At 62.8% G+C, this 22,438-nt stretch carries 20 protein-coding genes; 10 read left to right on the top strand and 10 right to left on the bottom strand.

Going from position 1 to position 22,438, the window contains the following annotated elements; genetic code table 11:
- The 4 genes from HU737_RS05580 to HU737_RS05565 all read left to right on the top strand — a co-directional run bounded on the left by HU737_RS05580 (window position 1) and on the right by HU737_RS05565 (window position 4,750).
- Window positions 1-630, top strand: a complete 630-nt coding sequence (locus HU737_RS05580; RefSeq protein WP_186557130.1) for an alginate O-acetyltransferase AlgF — start codon at window positions 1-3, stop codon at window positions 628-630.
- 26 nt (window positions 631-656) lie between these two features.
- The gene (locus tag HU737_RS05575) at window positions 657-2,066 is read left to right on the top strand and encodes an alginate O-acetyltransferase AlgX-related protein (protein WP_186557131.1); all 1,410 of its coding nucleotides are present in this window, start codon (window positions 657-659) and stop codon (window positions 2,064-2,066) included.
- Window positions 2,067-2,131: 65 nt separating this feature from the next.
- Window positions 2,132-3,280: a polysaccharide lyase gene (locus tag HU737_RS05570; RefSeq protein WP_367616059.1), complete on the top strand. Its 1,149-nt coding sequence runs from the start codon at window positions 2,132-2,134 to the stop codon at window positions 3,278-3,280.
- A gap of 15 nt (window positions 3,281-3,295) precedes the next feature.
- Window positions 3,296-4,750: a right-handed parallel beta-helix repeat-containing protein gene (locus HU737_RS05565; RefSeq protein WP_186557133.1), complete on the top strand. Its 1,455-nt coding sequence runs from the start codon at window positions 3,296-3,298 to the stop codon at window positions 4,748-4,750.
- Window positions 4,751-4,887: 137 nt separating this feature from the next.
- On the opposite strand, the gene HU737_RS05560 is transcribed toward HU737_RS05565, so the two are convergent.
- Window positions 4,888-5,319: a GNAT family N-acetyltransferase gene (locus HU737_RS05560; RefSeq protein WP_186557134.1), complete on the bottom strand. Its 432-nt coding sequence runs from the start codon at window positions 5,317-5,319 to the stop codon at window positions 4,888-4,890.
- On the bottom strand, window positions 5,309-5,695 hold the full coding sequence (locus tag HU737_RS05555) for a DUF488 domain-containing protein (RefSeq protein ID WP_186557135.1): 387 nt from the start codon (window positions 5,693-5,695) through the stop codon (window positions 5,309-5,311). Before HU737_RS05555 ends, HU737_RS05560 begins: the two co-directional genes overlap by 11 nt.
- 128 nt (window positions 5,696-5,823) lie before the next feature.
- On the opposite strand from HU737_RS05555, the gene HU737_RS05550 reads away from it, so the two are divergent.
- On the top strand, window positions 5,824-7,440 hold the full coding sequence (locus HU737_RS05550) for an inorganic phosphate transporter (RefSeq protein WP_186557136.1): 1,617 nt from the start codon (window positions 5,824-5,826) through the stop codon (window positions 7,438-7,440).
- Between the two features lie 76 nt (window positions 7,441-7,516).
- Here HU737_RS05550 and HU737_RS05545 read toward each other — a convergent pair whose 3' ends face one another.
- The 5 genes from HU737_RS05545 to HU737_RS05525 form a co-directional block, all read right to left on the bottom strand.
- Window positions 7,517-8,212: a glutathione S-transferase N-terminal domain-containing protein gene (locus HU737_RS05545; RefSeq protein WP_186557137.1), complete on the bottom strand. Its 696-nt coding sequence runs from the start codon at window positions 8,210-8,212 to the stop codon at window positions 7,517-7,519.
- A 132-nt stretch (window positions 8,213-8,344) separates the two neighbouring features.
- Entirely contained in the window at window positions 8,345-9,130 is a 786-nt protein-coding gene (locus tag HU737_RS05540) for an OmpA family protein (RefSeq protein ID WP_186557138.1), read from the bottom strand.
- A gap of 12 nt (window positions 9,131-9,142) precedes the next feature.
- On the bottom strand, window positions 9,143-9,529 hold the full coding sequence (locus HU737_RS05535; protein ID WP_186557139.1) for a DUF4398 domain-containing protein: 387 nt from the start codon (window positions 9,527-9,529) through the stop codon (window positions 9,143-9,145).
- Window positions 9,530-9,845: 316 nt separating this feature from the next.
- Window positions 9,846-10,343, bottom strand: a complete 498-nt coding sequence (locus tag HU737_RS05530; protein ID WP_186557140.1) for a PaaI family thioesterase — start codon at window positions 10,341-10,343, stop codon at window positions 9,846-9,848.
- Window positions 10,344-10,539: 196 nt separating this feature from the next.
- Complete coding sequence (locus HU737_RS05525) at window positions 10,540-11,946, bottom strand: amino acid permease (RefSeq protein WP_186557141.1); 1,407 nt, start codon at window positions 11,944-11,946, stop codon at window positions 10,540-10,542.
- A gap of 258 nt (window positions 11,947-12,204) precedes the next feature.
- On the opposite strand from HU737_RS05525, the gene gcvA reads away from it, so the two are divergent.
- The gene (gene gcvA / locus HU737_RS05520) at window positions 12,205-13,101 is read left to right on the top strand and encodes a transcriptional regulator GcvA (RefSeq protein ID WP_186557142.1); all 897 of its coding nucleotides are present in this window, start codon (window positions 12,205-12,207) and stop codon (window positions 13,099-13,101) included.
- Between the two features lie 194 nt (window positions 13,102-13,295).
- The gene (locus HU737_RS05515; protein WP_186557143.1) at window positions 13,296-14,546 is read left to right on the top strand and encodes a 2-aminoadipate transaminase; all 1,251 of its coding nucleotides are present in this window, start codon (window positions 13,296-13,298) and stop codon (window positions 14,544-14,546) included.
- Between the two features lie 3 nt (window positions 14,547-14,549).
- Here the strand turns inward: HU737_RS05515 and HU737_RS05510 are convergent, their stop codons facing one another.
- Window positions 14,550-14,849 (bottom strand): hypothetical protein, encoded by a 300-nt coding sequence (locus HU737_RS05510; RefSeq protein ID WP_186557184.1) that lies wholly within the window; start codon window positions 14,847-14,849, stop codon window positions 14,550-14,552.
- A gap of 394 nt (window positions 14,850-15,243) precedes the next feature.
- Here HU737_RS05510 and HU737_RS05505 point away from each other — a divergent pair, with 394 nt between their 5' ends.
- A complete protein-coding gene (locus tag HU737_RS05505) occupies window positions 15,244-15,672 on the top strand; it encodes a hypothetical protein (protein ID WP_186557144.1) in 429 nt (142 codons plus the stop codon).
- Between the two features lie 100 nt (window positions 15,673-15,772).
- On the top strand, window positions 15,773-17,887 hold the full coding sequence (gene fusA / locus HU737_RS05500; protein WP_186557145.1) for an elongation factor G: 2,115 nt from the start codon (window positions 15,773-15,775) through the stop codon (window positions 17,885-17,887).
- 72 nt (window positions 17,888-17,959) lie between these two features.
- On the opposite strand, the gene HU737_RS05495 is transcribed toward fusA, so the two are convergent.
- Together HU737_RS05495 and HU737_RS05490 are read right to left on the bottom strand one after the other, a co-directional pair.
- A complete protein-coding gene (locus tag HU737_RS05495; protein WP_186557146.1) occupies window positions 17,960-19,402 on the bottom strand; it encodes a SulP family inorganic anion transporter in 1,443 nt (480 codons plus the stop codon).
- Window positions 19,403-19,550: 148 nt separating this feature from the next.
- Complete coding sequence (locus HU737_RS05490; protein WP_186557147.1) at window positions 19,551-21,266, bottom strand: S8 family peptidase; 1,716 nt, start codon at window positions 21,264-21,266, stop codon at window positions 19,551-19,553.
- Window positions 21,267-21,393: 127 nt separating this feature from the next.
- Between HU737_RS05490 and HU737_RS05485 the strand changes: the two genes are divergently transcribed.
- Window positions 21,394-22,158 (top strand): secretin N-terminal domain-containing protein, encoded by a 765-nt coding sequence (locus HU737_RS05485; RefSeq protein WP_186557148.1) that lies wholly within the window; start codon window positions 21,394-21,396, stop codon window positions 22,156-22,158.
- Window positions 22,159-22,438: the final 280 nt, after the last annotated feature.

The following is a 22,438-nucleotide window of genomic DNA, read 5'->3' as shown; positions in this document are numbered from 1 at the left end:
ATGAAACTCTCGAGCCTGTTTACCGCCATCGCCCTGGCTGCTGCCAGCCACAGCGCCCTTGCCGCCGAAGGCAACGCCGACCTGTACGACGCCGTGGCGCCGGCCGACTCGGCCTTCGTGCGTGTGCTCAACCTGTCGGAAGGCAACATCGATGTCAGCCTCAGCGGCAAGGTCAACCCACAGCGCGTCGCCGCCGGCCAGCTCAGCGGCTACCGCTTCATCCCGGCCGGTGCGCACAAGATCGCCGTTGGCGGCAAGGCCATCGAACCCCAGCTCAAGGCCAATGCGGCCAGCACCGTGGTCTACGACGGCAAACAACTGACGCTGATCGCCGACAAGTACGTCAACGAGCCGAAGAAAGCGCAGATCGCCTTCTACAACCTGACCGACAAGCAGGCCGCGCTGAAGACCGTGGATGGCAAGCACGTGATCGTCGACCCGCTGAGCAACGGCCAGACCGGCAGCCGCATGGTCAACGAGATCAAGATCGGTTTTGCCGCTTATGAGGCCGAGCAGAAGGTGGCCAGCTTCGATGAACTGTTCCTCAAGAAAGGCCGTTCCTACAGCTACGTGCTGCTGCCAGGTGGGCGCAGCATGAGCCTGGCCAACAGCATCGACCCGACCGAGTGACCGCCCGCTGCAAGGATGAATGGCACATGAAGATCCTCGTAACCCTGGGCCTGGGCGCCGCCTTGGCCCTGCTCAGCCAGGCCGGCCAGGCCGCCGAGCCGAGCGCTGCGGCCAAATCTGGCTGCGAAAACCTGCAGTGCATGGTCTGCCCGGCCCTGAGCGACCCGCAGCGCTACGCCGAAGGGCGTATGAAGCTGATGCGCGAGATCGTGCCCGGCAAGGACCGCTGGCTGTTCCGCTCGGTGGTCGACTTGACCAACGAGTTCGGCATCCCGGCCCCGATGCGTCCGGAATTCGCCCGGCTGATCAAGGCCTTCGACCAGCAAGGCATTCACGTGGCCATGGCGATCCAGCCGACCCGTGGCCTGATGCACCGCGACAAGCTGCCCAGCGAGCACCCGCTGGGCTTTGACTACAACCGCGCCAGCGCCAACCTGGCCGCCTACCTCGGCCAGTTGCGCCAGGGCGGTGCGGTGGTGGCGCCGATGATGCAGCTGGTGCAGCAGCCGCCCAGCAAAGAGTTCTTCTTCCGCCGCGACCACCACTGGACGCCAGCAGGCGCCGAGGCGACCGCACGCTTGATGGCCGATGAAATCCGCCGCCAGCCGTTCTATGCCGGGCTGACCAAGAAGGAGTACCGCACCGAGCCTGGCGTGATGGTGCCCAAGGACGGCACGCTGAACCTGGCGCTGAGCTACATCTGCGGCAACAACTACGGTTTCCAGTACGTGCGCGGCTACCAGACCATCCCGGTGGCGGACGGCGCCGATGCCCTGTTCGATGAGGCGCCGGACCCGGAAGTGATTCTGGTCGGCGACAGTAACGCCGCAGCGCGCGAAGACGAGAGCAAGCAGTTCAACTTCGACGGCTACCTCAAGCAATACCTGGGCGTGGACATTCTCAACTACGCCCTGCCCGGTGTCGGCGAGGATGGCTCGTTGCTTGAGTACCTGCTGTCGGATGACTACAAGGCCGAGGCGCCCCCCAAGTTGATCATCTGGGAGCTGCCAGCCAACTACCGGCTCGACTCGCCGCTGATGTACCGGCAACTGGTGCCAGCGGTACAGGGTGGCTGCAAGGCCTCGCAAGAGGTGCTCAGTTCCAAGCTGCAACGCCCGGCGCTGAAGATTGGCGAGCGTATCGAGCTACTGTCCAATGCCGGCAGTGAGCGCAAGGCGCTCAGTGGATCGAAAGGGTTTCTCGACATCCGCCTGAGTGACAAGAACGTCAAGGACTTCTACGTGATCGTCTACTACGACAATGGCGCGCGCGACAAAGTGTGGTTCCGGCGTGAGGCGGCAGTGACCGGCGGGCAGTATTACCTGGAGCTGAGCAAGGATCCTGCGTACGCCGGGGCCAACCTGCTTTCGGTGTTCCTCGAGCCGACCAAGGCCGGTAGCGCGGCTACTGACGTGGAAACTCGACTATGCCTTTGAACCGTGTGATTGGGGCCGCGTTGCGGCCCATCGCAGGCAAGCCAGCGCCTACAGGGATCGAGTCGGTGCCGGTAGCTGGGTACCCATCCAAACCTGTAGCAACGGGCTTGCCTGGGCGCCGAACCCTCCTGGCCCTCGCTACCGCCCTATTGCTGCCCCAAGCCCAAGCCGCACACTCGATCTGGCCCGCCCGCGCCACCCCGCAGGCGGCAATGATCGCCGACTACCGCACCCTGTCCTGTAGCAAGGAGCCGCCAGCGCCCTACACCGGCACCCTGCGCCTGGAAAGCAAATACGACCAACGTGACGCCAGCAAGTCGACCCTGCGCTCCAGCCCCGACGCCGACAGCGAACGCATCGCCAAGCAGGTCAAACAGTTCGTCGGCGGTCTGATCTACGCCAGCAAACGCTTCCAGCGCGCGAAGAAACCGCAGGACGCCAACATGGCCCTGGCCTGCCAGGACCAGTGGCTGCAACACTGGGCCAGCGCCGGCGCCCTGCTCAACCCAGACGCCAGCAGCACCGGCATGGCCGCGCGCAAATGGGCCCTGGCGTCGATGGCCGGCGCCGTGCTGCTGACCCAGTCAGCCAGCGCCGGCAAGCTTGAGCTGACGTCCGTACAGAAAGACTGGTTCACCCGCCTGGGTGAACAGGTCATCCGCGAGTACGATCCGCGCCGCAGCGCCAGCGGTGTGTATTTCAACAACCACGACTACTGGGCCGCCTGGGCCGTAGCCGCCACCGGCATGCTGGTGGGGCGCGATGACTTCATCCAGTGGGCCGACGGCAATCTGCGCCGGGGCCTCAAACAAGCAGTGCGTAGCAGCGACGGCAGCTATGCCTACCTGCCGCTGGAAGTCGCCCGCTCCAAACTGGCCGCCACCTACAGCCAATATGCCCTGGTGCCGCTGGTGCTGCTGGCAGAATCGGCACGCGCCAACGGTTTGCCATGGAGCGCCGAAGACCAGCAGACCCTCGACCTGCTGGCCAACTTCGCCGCGCGCAGCGTGCTCGATCCGGACCAGTTGCCCGAGCTCAAGGGCCAATCGCAAGTCGATGTCGCGCCGTACAAGCTGGCCTGGCTGATCCCCTTCTTGCAGCGCAACCCCAGCCATCACTTGGCCCGCGAGCTGTACGACAGTGAGGACGGCGAGGTGGACAACTACAGTCAGCTCGGCGGCCCGATCCAGCCGGCTTATCCCCCTTTGCGTTGAACAAGGAAGTCCCCTATGGCCCCGCTCGCCCGCTTCTCCCTCACTTGCCTGGCCGCCCTGCTGCTGGCCAGCACTGCCCAGGCCGCCACCCAGGCGCTGGCGGTCAACCAGGCACTGGAGGTGCTACAGCCTGAACAGCACCAACTGCATCTGCAGCAACTGCGCCAGCAGGCACGCCAGGCGACAACCTTCAACCAGGCCGAGCGCCCGCGCCCGGCAGGCCGCGCCAGCGTCAGCCTGCAACCGATGTTCTCGTCCCAGGCTGGCAGCTGGCCGTTCGAGCCGTTCGTCAACAACGGCCTGTTCCGGGCGATCGCCGGCTATCAGGCGCATCACCCACAGGTGGTGATGCTGCGCGGCGGGAGCATCAGCCTGGCGCAACTGCACGACGCGTTGAACGACCCGCGGATCATCAAGCGCTACAAAGATGGCTACCTGCTCAGCTACCCGCTGATGATCGGCGCCGATGCCGGGCTTGTCCTGGAAGGCACCAGCCTGTACCTCTCCAGCTTCTCCGGCACCGCGCTGATCAACCAGGGCTGGCTGGGCTTGAACCAATCCAACCTGGAGAGCATGGCGGGCGACAAACCGGGCAACACCGATCGCGCCTGGCGGCCATTCGTGATCGCCTGGGCTGGCAGCCACACCCAGGTGATCGGCTCGACCCTCAAGCGCCTGGGCTACAACGCCAACCTCTCGCGCGGCCTGACCACCGCCCTCAGTGCCCAGCAGTCGCCCAACAGCCGCCCGGCGACGGTGCTGATTCGCGACAGCCAGTTCAGCGAGCTGTCCACCGCAGTGGAGCTGCAACACAGCCAGGCGAGCATCCAAGGCAGCCAGTTCGAGCAGTCCCAGCAGTACGCCATCGATGCCCGCGACAGCCAGCTGAGCGTCACGGGCAATCATCTGCGCGGGGTCGACAACAACAGTGGCGTGCGCCTGCGTGGACAGACCCGTGCGCGGGTGGAGGACAACCTGATTCTCGGCGCCGCCAAAGCCGCCATCGAAGTCAGCGAGCAACAAGGCGCCGTCATGCTGGTCGGTAACCGCATAGGCGACAGCCGCGGCAACGGCATTCAACTGCGCAACCTCGCCCCGACTCCGGCAGCGCCGCTGGTGATCGACGACAACCTGCTGGCCAGCAGCCAGGGCAGCGCTATCGATGCCAGCGAAGTGGCGGCGTTGACGCTGATCGGCAACCGCATTGGCAATACCCCGGAGTATGCGATCAGCCTGCGTAATGGCACGCCCATGGCAGGGCCCTTGCTGCTCAGCGGCAACCGTTTGGGGCAGGTCGGCAAGGCGGTGGTGCGCGTCGAAGGCATGCGCGTGGTGGAACTGGGTGGTAACAGCTTCGATGGCAAGCCGGTGCTGCAGAATCTGCTGATTGGCGATTTGATGCCGGTGCAAGGGGCGTTGCTCGATGCCACGGTGCGCCAGGGCGAAACGGTGCGGGTGACGCAACGTTGATCGGCTGGCGGTAAATTTGCGCTAGTAATACCTAATTGCAGGACAAGTCGCAGCGGCGCACCGCCGCTGCTACACGATGGACGCTGACCTCGTGGGAGCGGGCTTGCCCCGCGATGAGGCCAGTACTGCCCCCTCCATCAGCCAACCGTACGCTGCATACGCACGAAACACTCATCCTCGCCCATCTCGACAAAACCGTGACGCAGATACAGCTGCCGCGCCGGGTTGCTCCTGAATACCATCAGGCGCACCAGCCCCAGCCGCCGCTCGGCCGCCCATTGCGCTAATTGCTGCAGCACCCAGCTGCCGACCCCGCGCCCACGCTGTTCAGGCAGCAGATGCAGCTCGCGAATGAACAACGCCTGCCGGTCCTGGCTCAAGCTGCAAAAACCCAGCACCCGCGGCCCGTCGACCACCAGCCACTGTTCGCGCCAGCCCCAGGCTTCATCGAAGGCCTCTTCGATCCACAGCAAGTCGAACTCACGGTAATAAGGCAGCATCGCCCGCCGGGTAAGGTCGCGGGCGAAGTTGCGGTACTGGTCGCTGGCGCGGATCAGTTCAAGGGGCATAGCACACCGGCGAACTGCCCGGCCCCTGGCGCTCCAGCTCATCTTCCAGCCAGGCCGCCAACACCTGGGCGTTGTTGTGCTGGGTGTCCTTGCCGGCATACAGCAAGGTCAGGTTGCCCTTGGCGGCCAGGTCCAGCAGCGGATACCAATGCTCGGGATGCGCGGCCAGCTCCTGCTGGTAGCGCTGGCTGAAGCCGGCAAAATCCACCTCACCCTGGTGGAACGCCTTGCGCAAGGCAGCCGACGGCGCCACCTCGCGCAGCCACAGTGCATGCACCTCGTCCTTGCGCGTGTTGCGCGGCCACAGGCGGTCAACCAGCACCCGCTGGCCGTCACTGGGCTCGAGCGCGTCGTAGACCCGTTTGCAGCAAATCATTGCCCTCTCCTGCGACATTGTTTCCCTATCAGCCTAGGGCGTTCATTGACCGAGGTCACGTCCTGGTAACGAATTGTTTCTATGCTGAAGGCCTTCGGCAACCTTGCCCGACGTCAATCGGAGCCATCATGGCAACCCCGTCACTGGCCAGCCAACCCGACCTGAGCCACCACGATTCGCGCCCGCAGCTGTCACACAAACCGGGGCGCGCCACCCTTAGCTTGTTTATCGGCCTGCTGTTGGCGGGGCTGGCGTACACCGCCTGGAGCCTGAAGCAGGACGTCAGCGCCAGCGGCACCGTGGTGACCACGGTCACGCCTTTTCTGTTACTGGGCCTGGCCCTGCTGATCGCCCTGGGCTTCGAGTTCGTCAACGGTTTCCATGACACTGCCAATGCGGTGGCCACGGTGATCTACACCCACTCGCTACCGGCGCCGGTGGCAGTGGTCTGGTCGGGGCTGTGCAACTTCCTTGGCGTGTTGCTCTCCAGTGGCGCGGTGGCGTTCGGCATCATTGCCCTGCTGCCGGTCGAGCTGATTCTGCAGGTGGGCTCCGGCGCAGGCTTTGCCATGGTCTTCGCCCTGCTGCTGGCGGCGATTATCTGGAACCTGGGTACCTGGTGGCTGGGCCTGCCGGCCTCGTCGTCGCACACCTTGATTGGCTCGATCATCGGCGTGGGTGTGGCCAACGCCTTGATGCACGGCCGCGAGGGCACCAGCGGGGTGGATTGGAGCCAGGCCAGCAAGGTGGGCTATGCCTTGCTGTTCTCGCCACTGATCGGCTTTGCCTGCGCAGCGTTGGTACTGCTGGCACTGCGCATCCTGATCAAGCGCCCCGAGCTGTATCAAGCGCCGCAAGGCAAGACGCCGCCGCCGTGGTGGATCCGCGGGATCCTGATCCTGACCTGTACCGGGGTGTCGTTTGCCCACGGCTCCAACGACGGCCAGAAAGGCATGGGCCTGATCATGCTGATCCTGGTCGGCACCCTGCCGATGGCCTACGCGCTGAACAAGACCATGCCCAGTGAACAAGCATTGCAGTTTTCTGCTGTCGCCGAAGTCACCCGCCAGGCCTTGCTGCGTAGCGACCCGCAATTGCTTGCCCAGGACCCACGCCAGACCCTGGCCAACTTCATCACCGAGCCCAAGGCCAGCCCGCAGCTGGTGCCGGCCTTGGCTGCGCTGACCGGGATGATCGGCGACCAGGTCAAAGGCTATGGCTCGCTCAACCGCGTGCCGGCCGAGGCCATGGCCAACGTGCGCAATGACATGTACCTGACCAGCGAGGCGATCCGCCTGATCGACAAGCATCAGCTGGTGGCCTTCGACGCCGATACCCGCAGCCACTTGCAACTGTTCAAGACCCAGCTCGATGACGCTACCCGCTACATTCCGCTGTGGGTCAAAGTCGCCGTGGCCATCGCCCTGGGCCTGGGCACCATGGTCGGCTGGCGGCGTATCGTGGTGACGGTGGGCGAGAAGATCGGCAAGACCCACTTGAGCTACGCACAAGGCGCCTCGGCCGAGGTGGTAGCGATGTGCACCATCGGCGCGGCGGACATGTTTGGCCTGCCGGTATCGACCACCCATGTGCTGTCCTCGGGGGTGGCCGGGACCATGGTAGCCAATGGCTCAGGGATTCAGAAGCGCACGCTGATCAATCTGATGATGGCCTGGGTGCTGACGTTGCCGGCGGCGATGATCTTGGCGGGGAGTCTGTACTGGTTGTTGAATCAATTGTTTTGAAATTGCCCGCCAGGGCCTCATCACGCCGCTGCGATTAGTCCCGCGATGAGGCCCAAACAGATACGACGCGGAAGGTTCAACCAGGAATTTTCAGCCCGCGCTGCACGGCTGGCCGCTCCAGGAATGCCGCCAATACGCGCTGCACCTCGGCGAACTCTTCGAACCCGACCAGCTCCCGCGCGTTATACCGATCAACCAGGTTACGCACCCAGGGAAAGATGGCGATATCGGCAATGCTGTACTCATCGACCATCCACTGGCGCCCTGCCAAGTGCCGATCGAGCACCCCAAGCAGGCGGCGCGACTCGTTGACGTAGCGGTCGCGCGGGCGTTTGTCTTCAAAGTCCTTGCCGGCGAAGAAATGGAAGAACCCCACCTGGCCAAACATCGGCCCGATGCCGCCCATCTGGAACATCAGCCATTGAATGGTCTGGTAACGAGTAGCCGGGTCTTCGCTGAGCAACTGCCCGGTTTTTTCCGCCAGGTACTGCAAGATCGCCCCAGACTCGAACAACGCCAGCGGCTTACCACCCGGGCCATCGGGGTCGAGGATGGCAGGGATCTTGTTGTTGGCGCTCAGGGAGATGAACTCGGGGCTGAGCTGTTCATCGCTATCGAAGTTGACCTTGTGCGCCTCATAGGCCAGGCCGATCTCTTCGAGCATGATCGAAACCTTGACGCCGTTGGGCGTGGGCAGGGAATACAACTGCAGGCGCTGGGGATGGTGCGCGGGCCATTTGCGGGTGATGGGGAATGCGCTCAGATCGGTCATGGTGGGTGCCCTTGGTGGCAGAAGCGGGAAGCATCGACCGAACACTTTAGGCATAACGACGGGCGCTGACTATCTCCCGTTGCAGGAGAAAGACAAAGCAAAGGCGCGGCCACTGGCCGCGCCTTGTACTGCTTAGCGGCGACGCACGACTTCCTGGTCGTCGCGGGAGATGATCACTTCAACACGCCGGTTGAGCTGGCGGGAGTGCGCGGTGGTGTTGGAAGCCACCGGGTAATCCTTGCCGTAGCCGGCAGTGACGATTCGGTTGGCGGCAATACCCTCACGACGCAGGGCGTTGGCCACCGAGGCGGCGCGAGCTTCGGACAAGCGCTGGTTGAGCGCGTCGCCGCCAGTGGAGTCGGTATGGCCTTCTACCAGCAGCCTACGACTGGGGTTATCGCGCAGGTAACGCCCCAGTTCCTGGATGTTGCCACGGCTGCGCGGATTCAATGTGGCTTGCCCGGTAGCGAACAACACATCGCCAAAGGTCACTACCGTGCCGCGCTCAGTCTCCTTGCTACCCTTGGGCGCGTTGTTGGCCAACGCCGCCTTGAGCTGCTCGGAACGTACATCCAGACGCGCCTGGGTGCGCTCGGCCTCGATGTTTTTCATGCCAGCCTGGGCCAGGCGCAACTTGATGGTCTCTTCAGCTGCCTTGACCCGGTTATTGGCCAGATAGGACAGCTGCTCGACATCATCGCCATTGCGGTTTTTCAGCGAAGCCTGCTCAGCCTTAGTCAGCGCCACCGAGGCTTCCTGGGTTTCCAGAGCGGCGATACGGCTGGATTCAGGCTTACCTTGCAGCGCCGAGAAACCTTCACGGGCCTCCACCAGCGTGGGGTTTTCTGGGGTGGTGCCGCAACCGGCCAACAGCAGGCTCAGGATCGACACGGTAGGCAGAATGTACAATTTCGACATGATCGGCTCCTGTTAGTGGGCGGATTTGAGGATCGGGTCTTCCAGCAACTCTTTGCGCAGCACCTGGATGCCCTCGCGAGCAACCTTGAGCTGGTCTTGAGTTCTGCTGGCCCGTGCCTTGGTCTCGGCTAGCCGGGCATCGGATTCGGCTCGCTCGGCGAGGATGCGCACCTCCTTGAACTTCTTCTCACCCAGCGCCCTTTCCATGGCACGCAGATTGTCTTGGGCAGAGCGCATTTCAACGGGTGCATACTGGGTTGCATCTGCCGAAACAGCACGGTTGACCGCACTGCGCGTCAGCTCGATCTGCTCGTTGGGTACGACCACGCTGGCGCAGCCGGAGAGCACCAGCAGCAAGCCTGCGACAGTCAGGGTTTTAGGGTTGAATCTGGCATGCATGGGACATCTCCTTTAGTGCGTCCGCGAACGTCCGAGTACACGGCGATTGCCGCGATCAGGCAGTGTTTGCTTCGGGGGAAAAGTGAGCCGAGATGTCCATACGCCAGCCTGCAGCTCGGCAAGCCGGCAGCGGGTGCATAGAGATAAATCAGTAGAGTCGAGCATCTCGGACAGCCTGCGGTGAAAACGCGGTCAGACTATTCCGATACTCACGTAGTCCCTATAGGACTCTTCGTCAGGCTCTGTAGGAATTTTCAACATCACTGATAGCGGTCTACAACCAGAGGGCGGCCGGTTGCCGCCCCACCCTGGCGTCTCACGCTTGGCCGTGGGCCTTGTGCTTGAGCTTCTCGGTGTCGACACGCACGAACAGCGAATCGGCCGTGACTGTCAGTACCTCGCCTGCCCAGACCTCGCAGATGACCCGCGTCTTGCGCCCGACCTCACCTTCAACGCGTGCCTTGAGCAACAACTCGACTCCCATCGGAGTGGGCTTCAGGTAGTTCAGGCTGAGGGTGCCGGTGACGCAGTCGATGCGCGGCAGGCTGTCGGGCTCACGCCCTTCGGCGCGGTAGTGGTAGGCCATGGCGGTCCAGTTGGAGTGGCAGTCGACCAGCATCGCCAGCAGCCCGCCATAGACCAGGCCGGGCCAGCCGAGGAAGGTGCTGTCGGGGGAGTGCCGGCACAACAGGTGGATGCCATCGGCATCCCAATGACTTTTCAGGTGCAGGCCGCTGGGGTGTGAGCAACCACAGCCGTAGCAGACTCCGTCCGGGGCTGCGCGCTCCTGGAGGGAAAGGATTGGATCGTTCATACGCTTCCTGGACTTGTTGGAATGGGAAGGTTTACCGGGTGATGGTAGCGCTATACCGGGCTGTGCTGTCTAGATCTCAAGCCGCTATTGACAGACAAGCCCGCCCCCACAAGGACCTGTGGGAGCGGGCTTGTCCGCGAAGAGGCCTGCAGCTTCACTGCAAGCCCTAAAGCCCAACTATCCCCTGCGCCTCAGCTCAAGCGCCCTCGCTGCTGGCCAGCTCAGCGGGTGACGATGGCGCAGTGTGCCGCCGACGGGTCAGCGAAATGAGCAGGATGAACAGCGTCACTCCTGCTGTCATCAGCGTCTCGTAGCGATAGGCATCGCTGAACAGCATATAGCCCAGCACCATGACGATGGTGCCGATCACCAGCCAGGTCAGCCACGGGAACAGCCACATCTTCAAGGCCAGCTCAGTGCCGTCACGATCAGCCCGAGCCCGCATGCGCAGTTGCGACACAGCGATGACCAGGTACACCAGCAAGGCAATGGCGCCGGTAGTGGAGAGCAAGAAGCCGAACACCTTGCCAGGGAACACGTAGTTGACCAGGCAACCGGCAAAGCCTGCCAAGGTCGACAGCAGCACCGCCACGGTCGGCACACCATTGCCGGAAACGCGCTTGATCATCCTTGGTGCTTCGCCACGCGAGCCCAGCGAGTAGAGCATCCGCGAGGCGGTGTAGAGGCCCGAGTTCATGCAACTGGTCACCGCAACCAACACCACCAGGTCGACCACCAGTTTGGCCCCGGGCACGTTAAGCACTTCCAGCACCCGCTGGAACGAACCAACAGCTTTCAAGCCTGGGTCATTCCACGCCACCAGCGACACCACCAGGAAGATCGACGCCAGGTAGAAGATGGCAATGCGGTACACCACCAGGTTAGTGGCGCGGCGGATCTTGTCTTTCGGGTTGGCAGTTTCATCGGCGGCAATGGTGACGATCTCAGCGCCAAAGAACGAGAAGATGGTGATCAATACCCCTCCCAGCACCGTGCCAAACCCGTTTGGCATAAAGCCGCCGTTAGCCCACAGCTGGCTGACCCCGGAGCGCTCGGCCAATGGCCAGACGCCAAAGACGGCCATGCTGCAGATGCCGATGAAGGCGACGATGGCAATCACCTTGATCAAGGCAAACCAGTACTCGAATTCACCGAAGTTCTTCACGCTGACCAGGTTGGTGCACGACAGCACGATCATGATCAAAAAGGCGAACAACCACGAGGGGACGCCTGGGAAGTAGGCATGCAGGATGTCGGCGCCAGCGATAGCCTCGACCGGAATGATCAGCACCCAGAACCACCAGTACAACCAGCCAATGGTAAAGCCCGCCCACGGGCCGATGGCCTCAGTTGCGTACGTGGAAAAAGAGCCGCTGTTGGGGTTGGCAATCGCCATTTCGCCAAGCATGCGCATCACCAGCAGCACCAACAGGCCGGTCATGGCGTAGGAGATCAGAATCGCCGGGCCGGCGGTGGCGATGGCGTTGGAAGAGCCGATGAACAGGCCGGCGCCGATGATGCCGGCGATGGAGATCATCGATACCTGGCGGGAGGTCAAGCCGTGTTGCAGGGAACGCTGTTTTTTGTTCTGTAGCGAAGCCATGAAAAACCCTCGAATGGGTCGGCCGCCGCACGGGCGGCTGAACTTGGAGCAGAATTCTTATTAATCGTTATCGCGCGTTTCTTGTTGTTGTGAGGATGCCGCCGATGCGCCTTTTGCCTCCTCTTGCCATAAGCGGTTGTCATCATTGATCCAGGTCAGTATTAATCTATAGGGCGTGACCAACAAACGACCTTTTCGACGTACATGATTCCGGTTCGGAATGAACTTCTTCCTTTTTCGCTCGGTAATAGACCCATCATGTCCAAACGCCTGATGCCCTCCACCACGGCCCTGCAATGCTTCGAGGCCGCTGCCCGTCACCTGAGCTTCACCCGCGCGGCGCAAGAGCTGCACCTGACCCAAAGCGCGGTCAGCAAGCAGGTGGCGCAGCTTGAGGACATGCTCTCGCACGCGCTGTTCCAGCGCATTCGCCGGCGCCTGCACCTCACCCCGGCAGGCGCGTTATACCTGGCCGAGGTGAACAAGATCCTCACCCAGATCGACATCTCCAGCCGCTATATCCTCAGCTACGGCGACGAAACCGAAGTGCTGCGCATCGCCACCCAGCCAACCTTTGGCGCACGCTGGCTGGTACCCCGGCTCAAGGGCTTTGGCGAACGCTATCCACGGATCCACCTGGATATCCGCAACGAACTGGAACCCTTTGACCTGGTGCAGGCCAAGGCTGACATCGCGTTTTTCTTTGGCCAGGGGACCTGGCCGGGCGCCACCTGCATCGAGCTGTTCAGCGAAGAAGTCGTGCCGGTGTGCGCGCCAGAGCTGTTGGCGCGCTCACGCTTTGACAGCGCCCAGGCGCTGACCGAACATCGCCTGCTGCAATGCGCCTCACGGCCAGAGGCTTGGCATGAGTGGTTCCTCGGGCTTGGCCTGCACAGCCAGAACAGCTACCACGGGCCGCGTTTCGACACCTTTTACCTGTGCATTCGCGCCGCCATCGCCGGTTGCGGGATCGCGCTGATCCCACGCTACCTGGTGGCCGAAGAGCTGAGCGAAGGCAAGCTGGTGGTGGCCTGGGACCATCCGGTGCCGAGCAATGGCCGGCACTTCATTGCCCATGCCGAGCATGCCGCCGAGGTGCCGAAGGTTCGGGCCTTTGTGCAGTGGATTCTGGAAGGTGTAGCTGAGGATGGCTGAGTTTGTTCCGGCCTCTTCGCGGGCAAGCCCGCTCCTACAGGGGCGGCGAAGTACCTGTAGGAGCGGGCTTGCCCGCGAAGAGGCCGGGCCTGACTTCCAGAATCTATGGAATGATCGCAATCGAATAATTCGTTTGCCGACACTACCCAAGTCGCGTTTGGATATCAACAAACTCGAACAAGGTCCGCGTGCTCATGAATCTGGAAAGTATCAGCCAATCGATTGCCATAGTTCACCCCATTACACTTTCCCATGGGCGTAATGCAGAAGTCTGGGATACCGACGGTAAACGCTACATCGACTTTGTCGGCGGTATTGGTGTGCTTAACCTGGGCCACTGCAACCCGGCGGTGGTCGAGGCGATCCAGACCCAGGCCTCGCGCCTGACCCACTACGCCTTCAACGCCGCACCGCATGGCCCCTACCTTGAACTGATGGAGCAATTGCGCGCGTTCGTGCCGGTCAGCTACCCGCTGGCCGGCATGCTCACCAACAGCGGCGCGGAAGCTGCGGAAAACGCCCTGAAAGTGGCCCGTGGCGCCACCGGCAAACGCGCCATCATCGCCTTTGACGGCGCCTTCCACGGCCGCACCCTGGCCACCCTCAACCTCAATGGCAAGGTCGCTCCGTACAAGCAACGTGTCGGCGATTTGCCAGGGCCGGTCTATCACCTGCCCTACCCCAGCGCCGACACCGGGGTTACCTGCGAGCAGGCGCTAAAAGCCCTGGAGCGGCTGTTCAGTGTCGAGCTGGCCGTCGAAGACGTGGCTGCGTTCATTCTCGAACCGGTGCAAGGCGAAGGCGGTTTCCTGGCGCTTGATCCGGCCTTCGCCCAAGCCCTACGGCGCTTGTGCGACGAGCATGGGATCTTGATCATCATCGATGAAATCCAATCGGGCTTTGGCCGCACCGGGCAGCGCTTTGCTTTCCCACGCCTGGGCATCGAGCCGGATTTGCTGCTGCTGGCCAAGAGCATCGCTGGCGGCATGCCGTTGGGTGCGGTGGTCGGGCGCAAGGCGCTGATGGGCGCGCTGCCAAAGGGCGGGTTGGGCGGCACCTATTCAGGTAACCCGATTGCCTGCGCGGCGGCCCTGGCCAGCCTTGCGCAGATGAGCGATGAGAACCTGGCGACCTGGGGCGAGCGTCAGGAGCAAGCCATCGTCAGCCGCTATCAACGCTGGAAGTCATCTGGATTGAGCGTTTCGCTTGGCCGCCTGACCGGCGTTGGCGCCATGCGCGGCATCGAACTGGTCAATGCCGATGGCAGCCCGGCGCCTGCGCAGCTGGCCAAGCTGCTGGAAGCGGCGCGGGCCAAGGGGTTGCTGTTGATGCCCAGTGGCAAGGCGCGGCACATCATTCGCCTGCTGGCACCGCTGACCATCGAGCCGGCAGTGCTCGAAGAAGGCCTGGATATCCTCGAGCAGTGCCTGGCGCAGCTGGACTGAGGCTTACAGGCCCAGCTCTTCAGGGGTGAGCATGTCGGATTCGAAGGCGATCCAGCCGCCTTCGAGTTCGGCGTGACCGTTGACGATCGGGCCGTAATAGACGAGGCCGTTTTCCAGGGTGACGCAGATGTGGGTAGCCGGCTTTTCCGGGGCTGCCAAGGCGCCGACGAAATGCACCTTCTTCAGGGTTTCGGTCACAGCCTCAAGGCCAACACGGATGTTGGCATTTTCCGACGCCTCGACGTCGCCTCCGCGGTCTTCGGTGCTGACGGTCACGGTGGCGATATACGGGTACTTGCTCAATCGGGTTGCCTCATCGATAGGGATCGGCGTGCTCCACGCCGGGGGCGCATAGGGTACGGCAGCTGTCACCTGTTGTCTCTAGCCCTCTATCGCGGGGCAAGCCCGCTCCCACGACACACGTTTGCGCCTCCTACATCACACAATCACACATTTGATCCTCGTGAATGCCTGCGCCTCCTACAACACACGCTTGAGCCTCATGAATGCCTGCGCCTCGACCGGTGGCGTGCTGGCTACTCATCAGAGGTGGGATACGCAAGCCTCGTGGGAGCGGGCTTGCCCCGCGATGAAGGCGGCGCTGACGACATCGATCGCCAGACCAAGCGCATGGCCTGCAAAGCGCCGATCTGTTAGGGTGCCCGCCGATGCACGCCACACCACACGAGGACACCGAGTGAGCGCCGAAGAACCCCTGATCGCCGACCTGTTCGAGGTCGACAAACGCCTGACCCTCAAGCCCGTAGTGGACTTCAACAGCTACCTGCGCACTGCCTTTGCCGATGGCCCATGCCGCTGCTACCGCTGCGTCGAAGGCAATGGCGACGAAAGCAGCTACAGCCATCAACACAGCTTCGAGTTCGACGGCCGCCAAGCCCACCGCCGCTTTGCCAACACTGCGGGCAGTGACGTGCTGCAAGTACTTAAAAAGGCCTGGTTGTCGTACACCAAGACCGACATGAAGCTGACCGGCGAGCTCGACCTTAACTGCGTCAAGGGCTTCACCGATGCCGCCCTGCACCCACGCCTGGTGGTTTTGCTGGCCGCTAGCGGTCTGGCACGTGAAGTCGACGGCATCTGGCAGTTGCAAGCGCAAGCTGACTGAGACCGCTCCTCGCTTGATCGGGTCAAGGGGCAACAGGCCGTCAACGGTCTGCTACCTTGGGAGTACCCCTCCCCGCGCATTCACCCACAGGTGACTGACCATGGCCCGCACTACGCCCATTGAGCTGTACCGCAATATCGGCATCGTCGCCCACGTCGATGCCGGCAAGACCACCACCACCGAACGCATCCTGTTCTACACCGGGGTCAACCACAAGATGGGCGAGGTGCACGATGGCGCCGCGACCATGGACTGGATGGCCCAGGAACAGGAGCGCGGCATCACCATCACCTCAGCGGCGACCACCGCCTTCTGGCAGGGCTCGACCAAGCAGTTCGCCAACAAATACCGCTTCAACATCATCGATACCCCCGGACACGTCGACTTCACCATCGAGGTGGAGCGCTCGTTGCGCGTGCTCGATGGCGCGGTGGTGGTGTTCAGTGGCGCCGATGGGGTCGAGCCGCAGTCCGAGACCGTCTGGCGCCAGGCCAACAAGTACCATGTGCCACGCCTGGCCTACATCAACAAGATGGACCGCCAGGGCGCCGACTTCTTGCGCGTGGTCAAACAGATCGACCAGCGCCTGGGCCACCACCCGGTGCCGATCCAACTGGCGATTGGCAGCGAGGAAAACTTCATCGGCCAGATCGACCTGGTGAAGATGAAAGCCATCTACTGGAACGACGCCGACAACGGCGCCAGCTATCGCGAGGAGGAAATCCCCGCAGAGCTCAGGGCGCTGGCCGACGAATGGCGTGCGCACATGATCGAAGCCGCCGCCGAGGCCAACGACGAGTTCATGGAGCTGTACCTCAATGGCGAAGAGCTGAGCACCGAGCAGATCAAGGCCGGGCTGCGCCAGCGCACCATCGCTAACCAGATCGTGCCGGCGGTGCTCGGCTCCTCGTTCAAGAACAAAGGCGTGCCGCTGATGCTCGACGCGGTGATCGACTACCTGCCCGCGCCTAGCGAAATTCCGGCGATCAATGGCACCGACCCCGACGACGAAGACAAGCATCTGGAACGTCATGCCGACGACAACGAGCCGTTCTCGGCGCTGGCCTTCAAGATCGCCACCGACCCCTTCGTCGGCACCCTCACCTTCGCCCGGGTGTATTCCGGCGTGCTCAGCTCCGGCAATGCCGTGCTCAATTCGGTCAAGGGCAAGAAGGAACGCATCGGCCGCATGGTGCAGATGCATGCCAACCAGCGTGCCGAGATCAAGGACGTTTGCGCTGGCGATATCGCCGCGCTGATCGGCATGAAAGATGTCACCACCGGCGACACCCTGTGCGACATCAATAAACCGATCATTCTCGAACGGATGGACTTCCCCGATCCGGTGATTTCAGTGGCGGTGGAGCCAAAGACCAAGGCCGACCAGGAGAAAATGGGCATCGCCCTGAGCAAGCTGGCCCAGGAAGATCCTTCATTCCGGGTCAAGACCGACGAAGAAACCGCGCAGACCATCATCTCCGGCATGGGTGAGCTGCACCTGGACATCATCGTCGACCGCATGCGCCGCGAGTTCGGCGTCGAGGCCAACATTGGCAAGCCACAGGTGGCCTACCGCGAGAAAATTCGCAACACCTGCGAGATCGAAGGCAAGTTCGTCCGCCAGTCCGGTGGCCGTGGCCAGTATGGCCATTGCTGGATTCGCTTCGCCCCAGGAGAAGAAGGCAAGGAAGGCTTGCAGTTCGTCAACGAGGTGGTCGGCGGGGTGATTCCACGCGAGTACATACCGGCGATCCAGAAAGGCATCGAGGAGCAGATGCAAAACGGCGTGCTCGCCGGCTATCCGCTGATCAACCTCAAGGCCGCAGTGTTCGACGGCTCGTACCATGATGTCGACTCCAACGAAATGGCCTTCAAGATCGCCGCCTCGATGGCCACCAAGCAGCTTTCCAGCAAAGGCGGCGCGGTGCTGCTGGAGCCGGTGATGAAGGTTGAGGTGGTCACGCCTGAGGAGTACCAGGGCGACATCATTGGCGACCTCAGCCGCCGTCGCGGGATGATTCAGGAAGGCGAGGAAACCCCGGCCGGCAAGGTCATCCGCGCCGAAGTGCCGCTGGGTGAAATGTTTGGTTATTCGACGCAGATGCGCTCGATGACCCAGGGGCGGGCCAGCTATACCATGGAGTTCACCAAGTATGGCGAGGCGCCGGCGAACATCGCCGAGGCGATCGTGAAAAAGAACCGCGGGGAATCCTGAACCCATCGCGGTGCAAGCCCGCCCTCACGCACTACCTGTGGCTGCGTGGGAGCGGGCTTGCCCCGCGATGCATCAGTGCTGCTCGCCCGCGCGCTTCAACAGCTTCTTGCAGCGCTCCGACAGATGCACCACCCGCAGGTGCTTGCCCGCCTTGGCATAGCGCTCGCGCAAGGTCTGCAACGCCGCCACCGCCGAGTAGTCGACAAAGCTCAGGTGCTTGCAATCGAGCGTCACGCTGGGCGGATCGCCCGCCGGGTCGAACTGATTGAGAAACGGCGTGGTCGAGGCAAAGAACAACGTGCCATGCACCTGGTAACGCTTGCCGCCCTCACCATCATCATGGCTGTCGGCATACAGCTCACGGGCATGCTGCCAGGCAAAGTTGACCGCCGCGATGACGATCCCGAACAGCACCGCTGTAGCCAGATCGGTGAACACCGTGACCACGGTGACCGCGATGATCGCCAGTACATCGCTAACCGGCACCTTGTGCAGCACGCGCAAAGAGGCCCAGGCGAAGGTCTGCTGGGCCACCACGAACATCACCCCGACCAGCGCCGCCAGCGGGATGCGCTCGATCAGCGGCGACAGGAACAGCACGAACAGCAGGATCATGCCCCCGGCGACTACCCCGCTCAACCGACCACGGCCGTTGGAGCTGAGGTTGATCACGGTCTGGCCGATCATCGCGCAGCCGCCCATGCCACCGCACATCCCCGAAACCATGTTGGCCGCACCCAGCGCCACGCACTCACGGTCGGGAAAGCCGCGGCTTTCGGTGATCTCATCGGTCAGGTTGAGGGTCAGCAGGGTCTCCAGCAGACCGACCATGGCCATCAGCAGCGCGTAAGGAGCAATGATCTTCAGGGTTTCCAGGGTCCATGGCACGTCCGGCCAGGCCAGCTGGGGCAGGCCGCCCGCGATATGCGCCATATCGCCCAGGGTCCGGGTCGGTAGATCGAGCAGGTACACCAGCAGCCCCACCCCAAGGATCGCCACCAACGCCGGCGGCACGGCGCGGGTCAGCCGCGGCAAGACGTAGACCACCAGCATGGTCAGCGCCACCAGACCGATCATCAGGTACAGCGGCGAGCCGCTGAGCCACTGCTCGCCGCTCTTGAAGTGCTCAAGTTGGGCCAAGGCGATGACAATTGCCAGGCCGTTGACGAAGCCCAGCATCACCGGATACGGCACCAGGCGCACCAACTTGCCCAGGCGTAGCGCGCCGAACAGGATCATCAGCACCCCACCCAGCAGTACCGTGGCCAGCAGGTACTGAGCGCCGTGCTGCACCACCAGGGCGACGATCACCACCGCCATGGAGCCGGCAGCGCCGGAAATCATCCCAGGACGACCGCCGAACAATGCCGTCAAGGTACAAATGATGAAGGCGCCGTACAGGCCCATCAGCGGGTTGAGATGGGCGACCAGGGCGAAGGCGATGCATTCCGGGACCAGGGCGAAAGAGGTGGTCAGGCCGGCGAGGATGTCGGCGCGAAATCGGGCGGGTTTCATGAAGTTCCTGCGAAGGTGTCTGTGGCTGACCCTAGCGCGGGGCTAGCCCGCTCCCACGATCTCAAGCGACAGCGTGGGAGCGGGCTTGCCCCGCGATAGGGTCAGCGATGTTACGGAATTTGTCCTACAGCGGCCACCATTGCGCGACTCAGCGCACCCGCTGCAGGCTCTGCACCGCCAAATCCAGGGCGCGCTGCATGTCCAGCCGCGCCGATCGGCCCAAGTCTGGGTGATTGAGCTGGCCATTGCGCTCCGACGGCAGAATCGGCGCCGTCAGGTCCTCGGCGTCCATGGCCTCGAAGTCTTGCTCCAGGCCCAGGGTCAGCGCGCTGCGCCGCAGCAGCATGCGCACTTGCTCGGGGGTCAAGCTGGGGTTGATCGACAGCATCGCCGCCACCGTGGCGGTCACCAGCGGCGTGGCATAGGAGGTACCGCAATGCGCCTCACTGGCCTGCGCCGAACGGATACAGGCGGCGGCGCTGACATCCACGCGCATATCGATGTTGGAGCTTTGCCGCTTGCGCACATGCTGCGGATCGGTCACTGGCACGCCCTTGTCACTGCGCTGATGACCACCGACCACCAGCAACTGGTCAGTGACGAACGACGACGGCAGGCGGTACTCGTCAGTGCCCGACCAAGACGCGCCATTGCCGGCCGAGTTGACCACGATCACCTCGGGATGGGCCTTGCGCAGCCACAGGAAGAACTCCTCGAGCAACTCTTCATAGCCGCTCATGGCAAGCCCGGAGCGCACCAGCGAATCGACCTCATCACCCTGCACGCTCTTCGCCCCGACCCGGTGGATACCCCAGCTCCAGTTCAGCACCCGTACGCCATCCTCGACCAAGTTGACCGAAGCGGCGATGTTGGCGGTGATCCCAGCGTCGGAGTTGCGTTCGACGATGACCTCGAAGCCTGGACTGGCCTTGCCAAGGCCAGTCAGAAAGCCGCCTTCGGCGCCCTGCCCGGCCAGAATTCCAGCAACATGGCTGCCGTGGCTTTCAACCTTGTCGCCGTCGCGGGCGTAAACGCAGGTTTGCCCCTGTGGGCAAGGCCCACGATAGCCAGTAAAGGCTGGAGCATCGAAGTCGACCTCACGCTCGATCACGCCAATGCGTACCGGCTTGACCGGTATTGCCGAGGCCTGGATCCGCCGCTGGTAGAAATACAGCGCGTCCATGAAGCGGTTGGCGGCCCACTCGTCTGCCTGGTTGATCGCCTGCCGGGACGGCCCTGTGCCTTCTTCGCCACGCTCCGGGGCTGACTCTTCGATGATCAGCGCATCGACACTGGCCTCGCTGCCCATGCGCAGGATCATCGCGTCACGCTGGATCAAGTCATGCACAGGTAGGCGCAACTGATAGACGTTGAGTGGCGCGATGGCGCCGACCACCTTGGCGCCGTACTTGTCGGCGATGCGTTGGGCTTCCTGCAAGCCCGGGTGTTGTTCCTCGATCAGCAGGCTGACCAAGTCCAGGTAGGTGGTCAGGCCATCCATGTTCTTTGCCACTTCATCAGCAGTGGCGGCCACTACATGGCTGCGCTGGCGGCTAAGCCAGACGGGGTTGCTCTTGTCACCGGCGGATTCTAGCCATAGCGGTGCGCTGGGCTGGTGTGCGCCGGTGAGGGTAAATGTCAGGTTATCGCCCTGGCGCTGTACATCGGCTTGAGGGAGGCGCTGACCGGCCAGCCAGACGGTAGGAGGTTGTGCGCCCAGGCCCTGGGCATGGAGACACCATTGTTGCCGGTCTTCGCTGAGCAGATCGGCGCAGCGCTGCAGCGACTTGATGCGCAACGGGTCCTGGGCCGCGAAGGCGGCGTGGGTGAGCAGGCAGAACAGCAAGATTGAATAGCGCTTCATAATGAGGACCCTGTTGCCACATTGGCTGCGACTGCCTGGGCAAGGCAAAGGTTCATAGCTGGCAGTACCAGCCTAAAACCCACTTGGTGTGATCCACACCCGGCAAGACCCGTACAAATTTGCCATCATGTCCATTCCACCCGCGGAGATCATGGACATGCCGCTACGCCCCCTCATCGCCTCCCTACTGTTGGCTGCGAGCCTCACCGCCCAGGCCGCCACCGAGGTCGTGCCGCTTCAGCACCGCAGCAGCGCCGAACTGCTGCCCACCGCCCAAGCCTTCCTGGGCAAGGACGGCAGCGTCAGCGCCTTCGAGAACAAGTTGATCGTCAACGCCGAGCCGGAGCGCATCGACGACCTGCGCACCCTGCTGCAACAACTCGATACCGCCCCCAAGCGCCTGCTGATCAGCGTCGACAACAACGACAGCAACTTCCAGGACAACCGCGGCAACGCCCGGGTCATCCGCTACGGCACCGCCAATCGCGACGGCGGCATGCAGCAAGTGCAGGCCAGCGAGGGCCAGCCGGCGTTGATCCAGGTCGGTCAAAGCATCCCCATCACCAGCAGCAGCACCGACGGTTACGGGCGCATCCAGACCAACACCGAATACCGCAACGTGACCCAGGGTTTCTATGTCACGCCGAGCCTGAGCGGTGAGACGGTTCGCCTGGCAATCAGCAGCAATAATGATCGAATGAGCAGCGAACGTCCCGATGTAGTGAAAGTGCAAAGCACCGACACAACCGTCACCGGCAAGCTCGGCGAATGGATCACCCTGGCCGGGTTCAATCAGCAGAGCCAAGCCGAGCGCAACCCGTCAAGCCTCAGTTACAGCACCCAGCGCGGTGAAAACATGACATTGCGTGTCAAAGTCGACCTTCTGGACTGATCCCAGGCAATTCAAGGCCTCGACCAAAGGCCTTGAAACTGACTGCCGAGTCGCATTAGACCAAAGATGTAGTAACCAGAAAAAAGCACTACAAAACATTTGACAGGTACTTTTTGCCAAGGGCATGATGGCCTCGCTCCCGCTAATCAGAGGCCCTGGCAAGGGTCTTCGAGGCGCGCTCCTCCCACCCCTGGAGGCGCTTCGTGTCTATACGGCCCACAAGGCGGTTCGACCGGATTGCGACTGCAACGAGAAGTTGTCCCGAGGGACGGAAGCGCAT

Source organism: Pseudomonas urmiensis (assembly GCF_014268815.2).
Taxonomy (GTDB): Bacteria; Pseudomonadota; Gammaproteobacteria; order Pseudomonadales; family Pseudomonadaceae; genus Aquipseudomonas; species Aquipseudomonas urmiensis.
The sequence above is the reverse complement of the archived record's forward strand: the minus strand, read 5'-3'. Positions and strand labels throughout refer to the sequence as shown.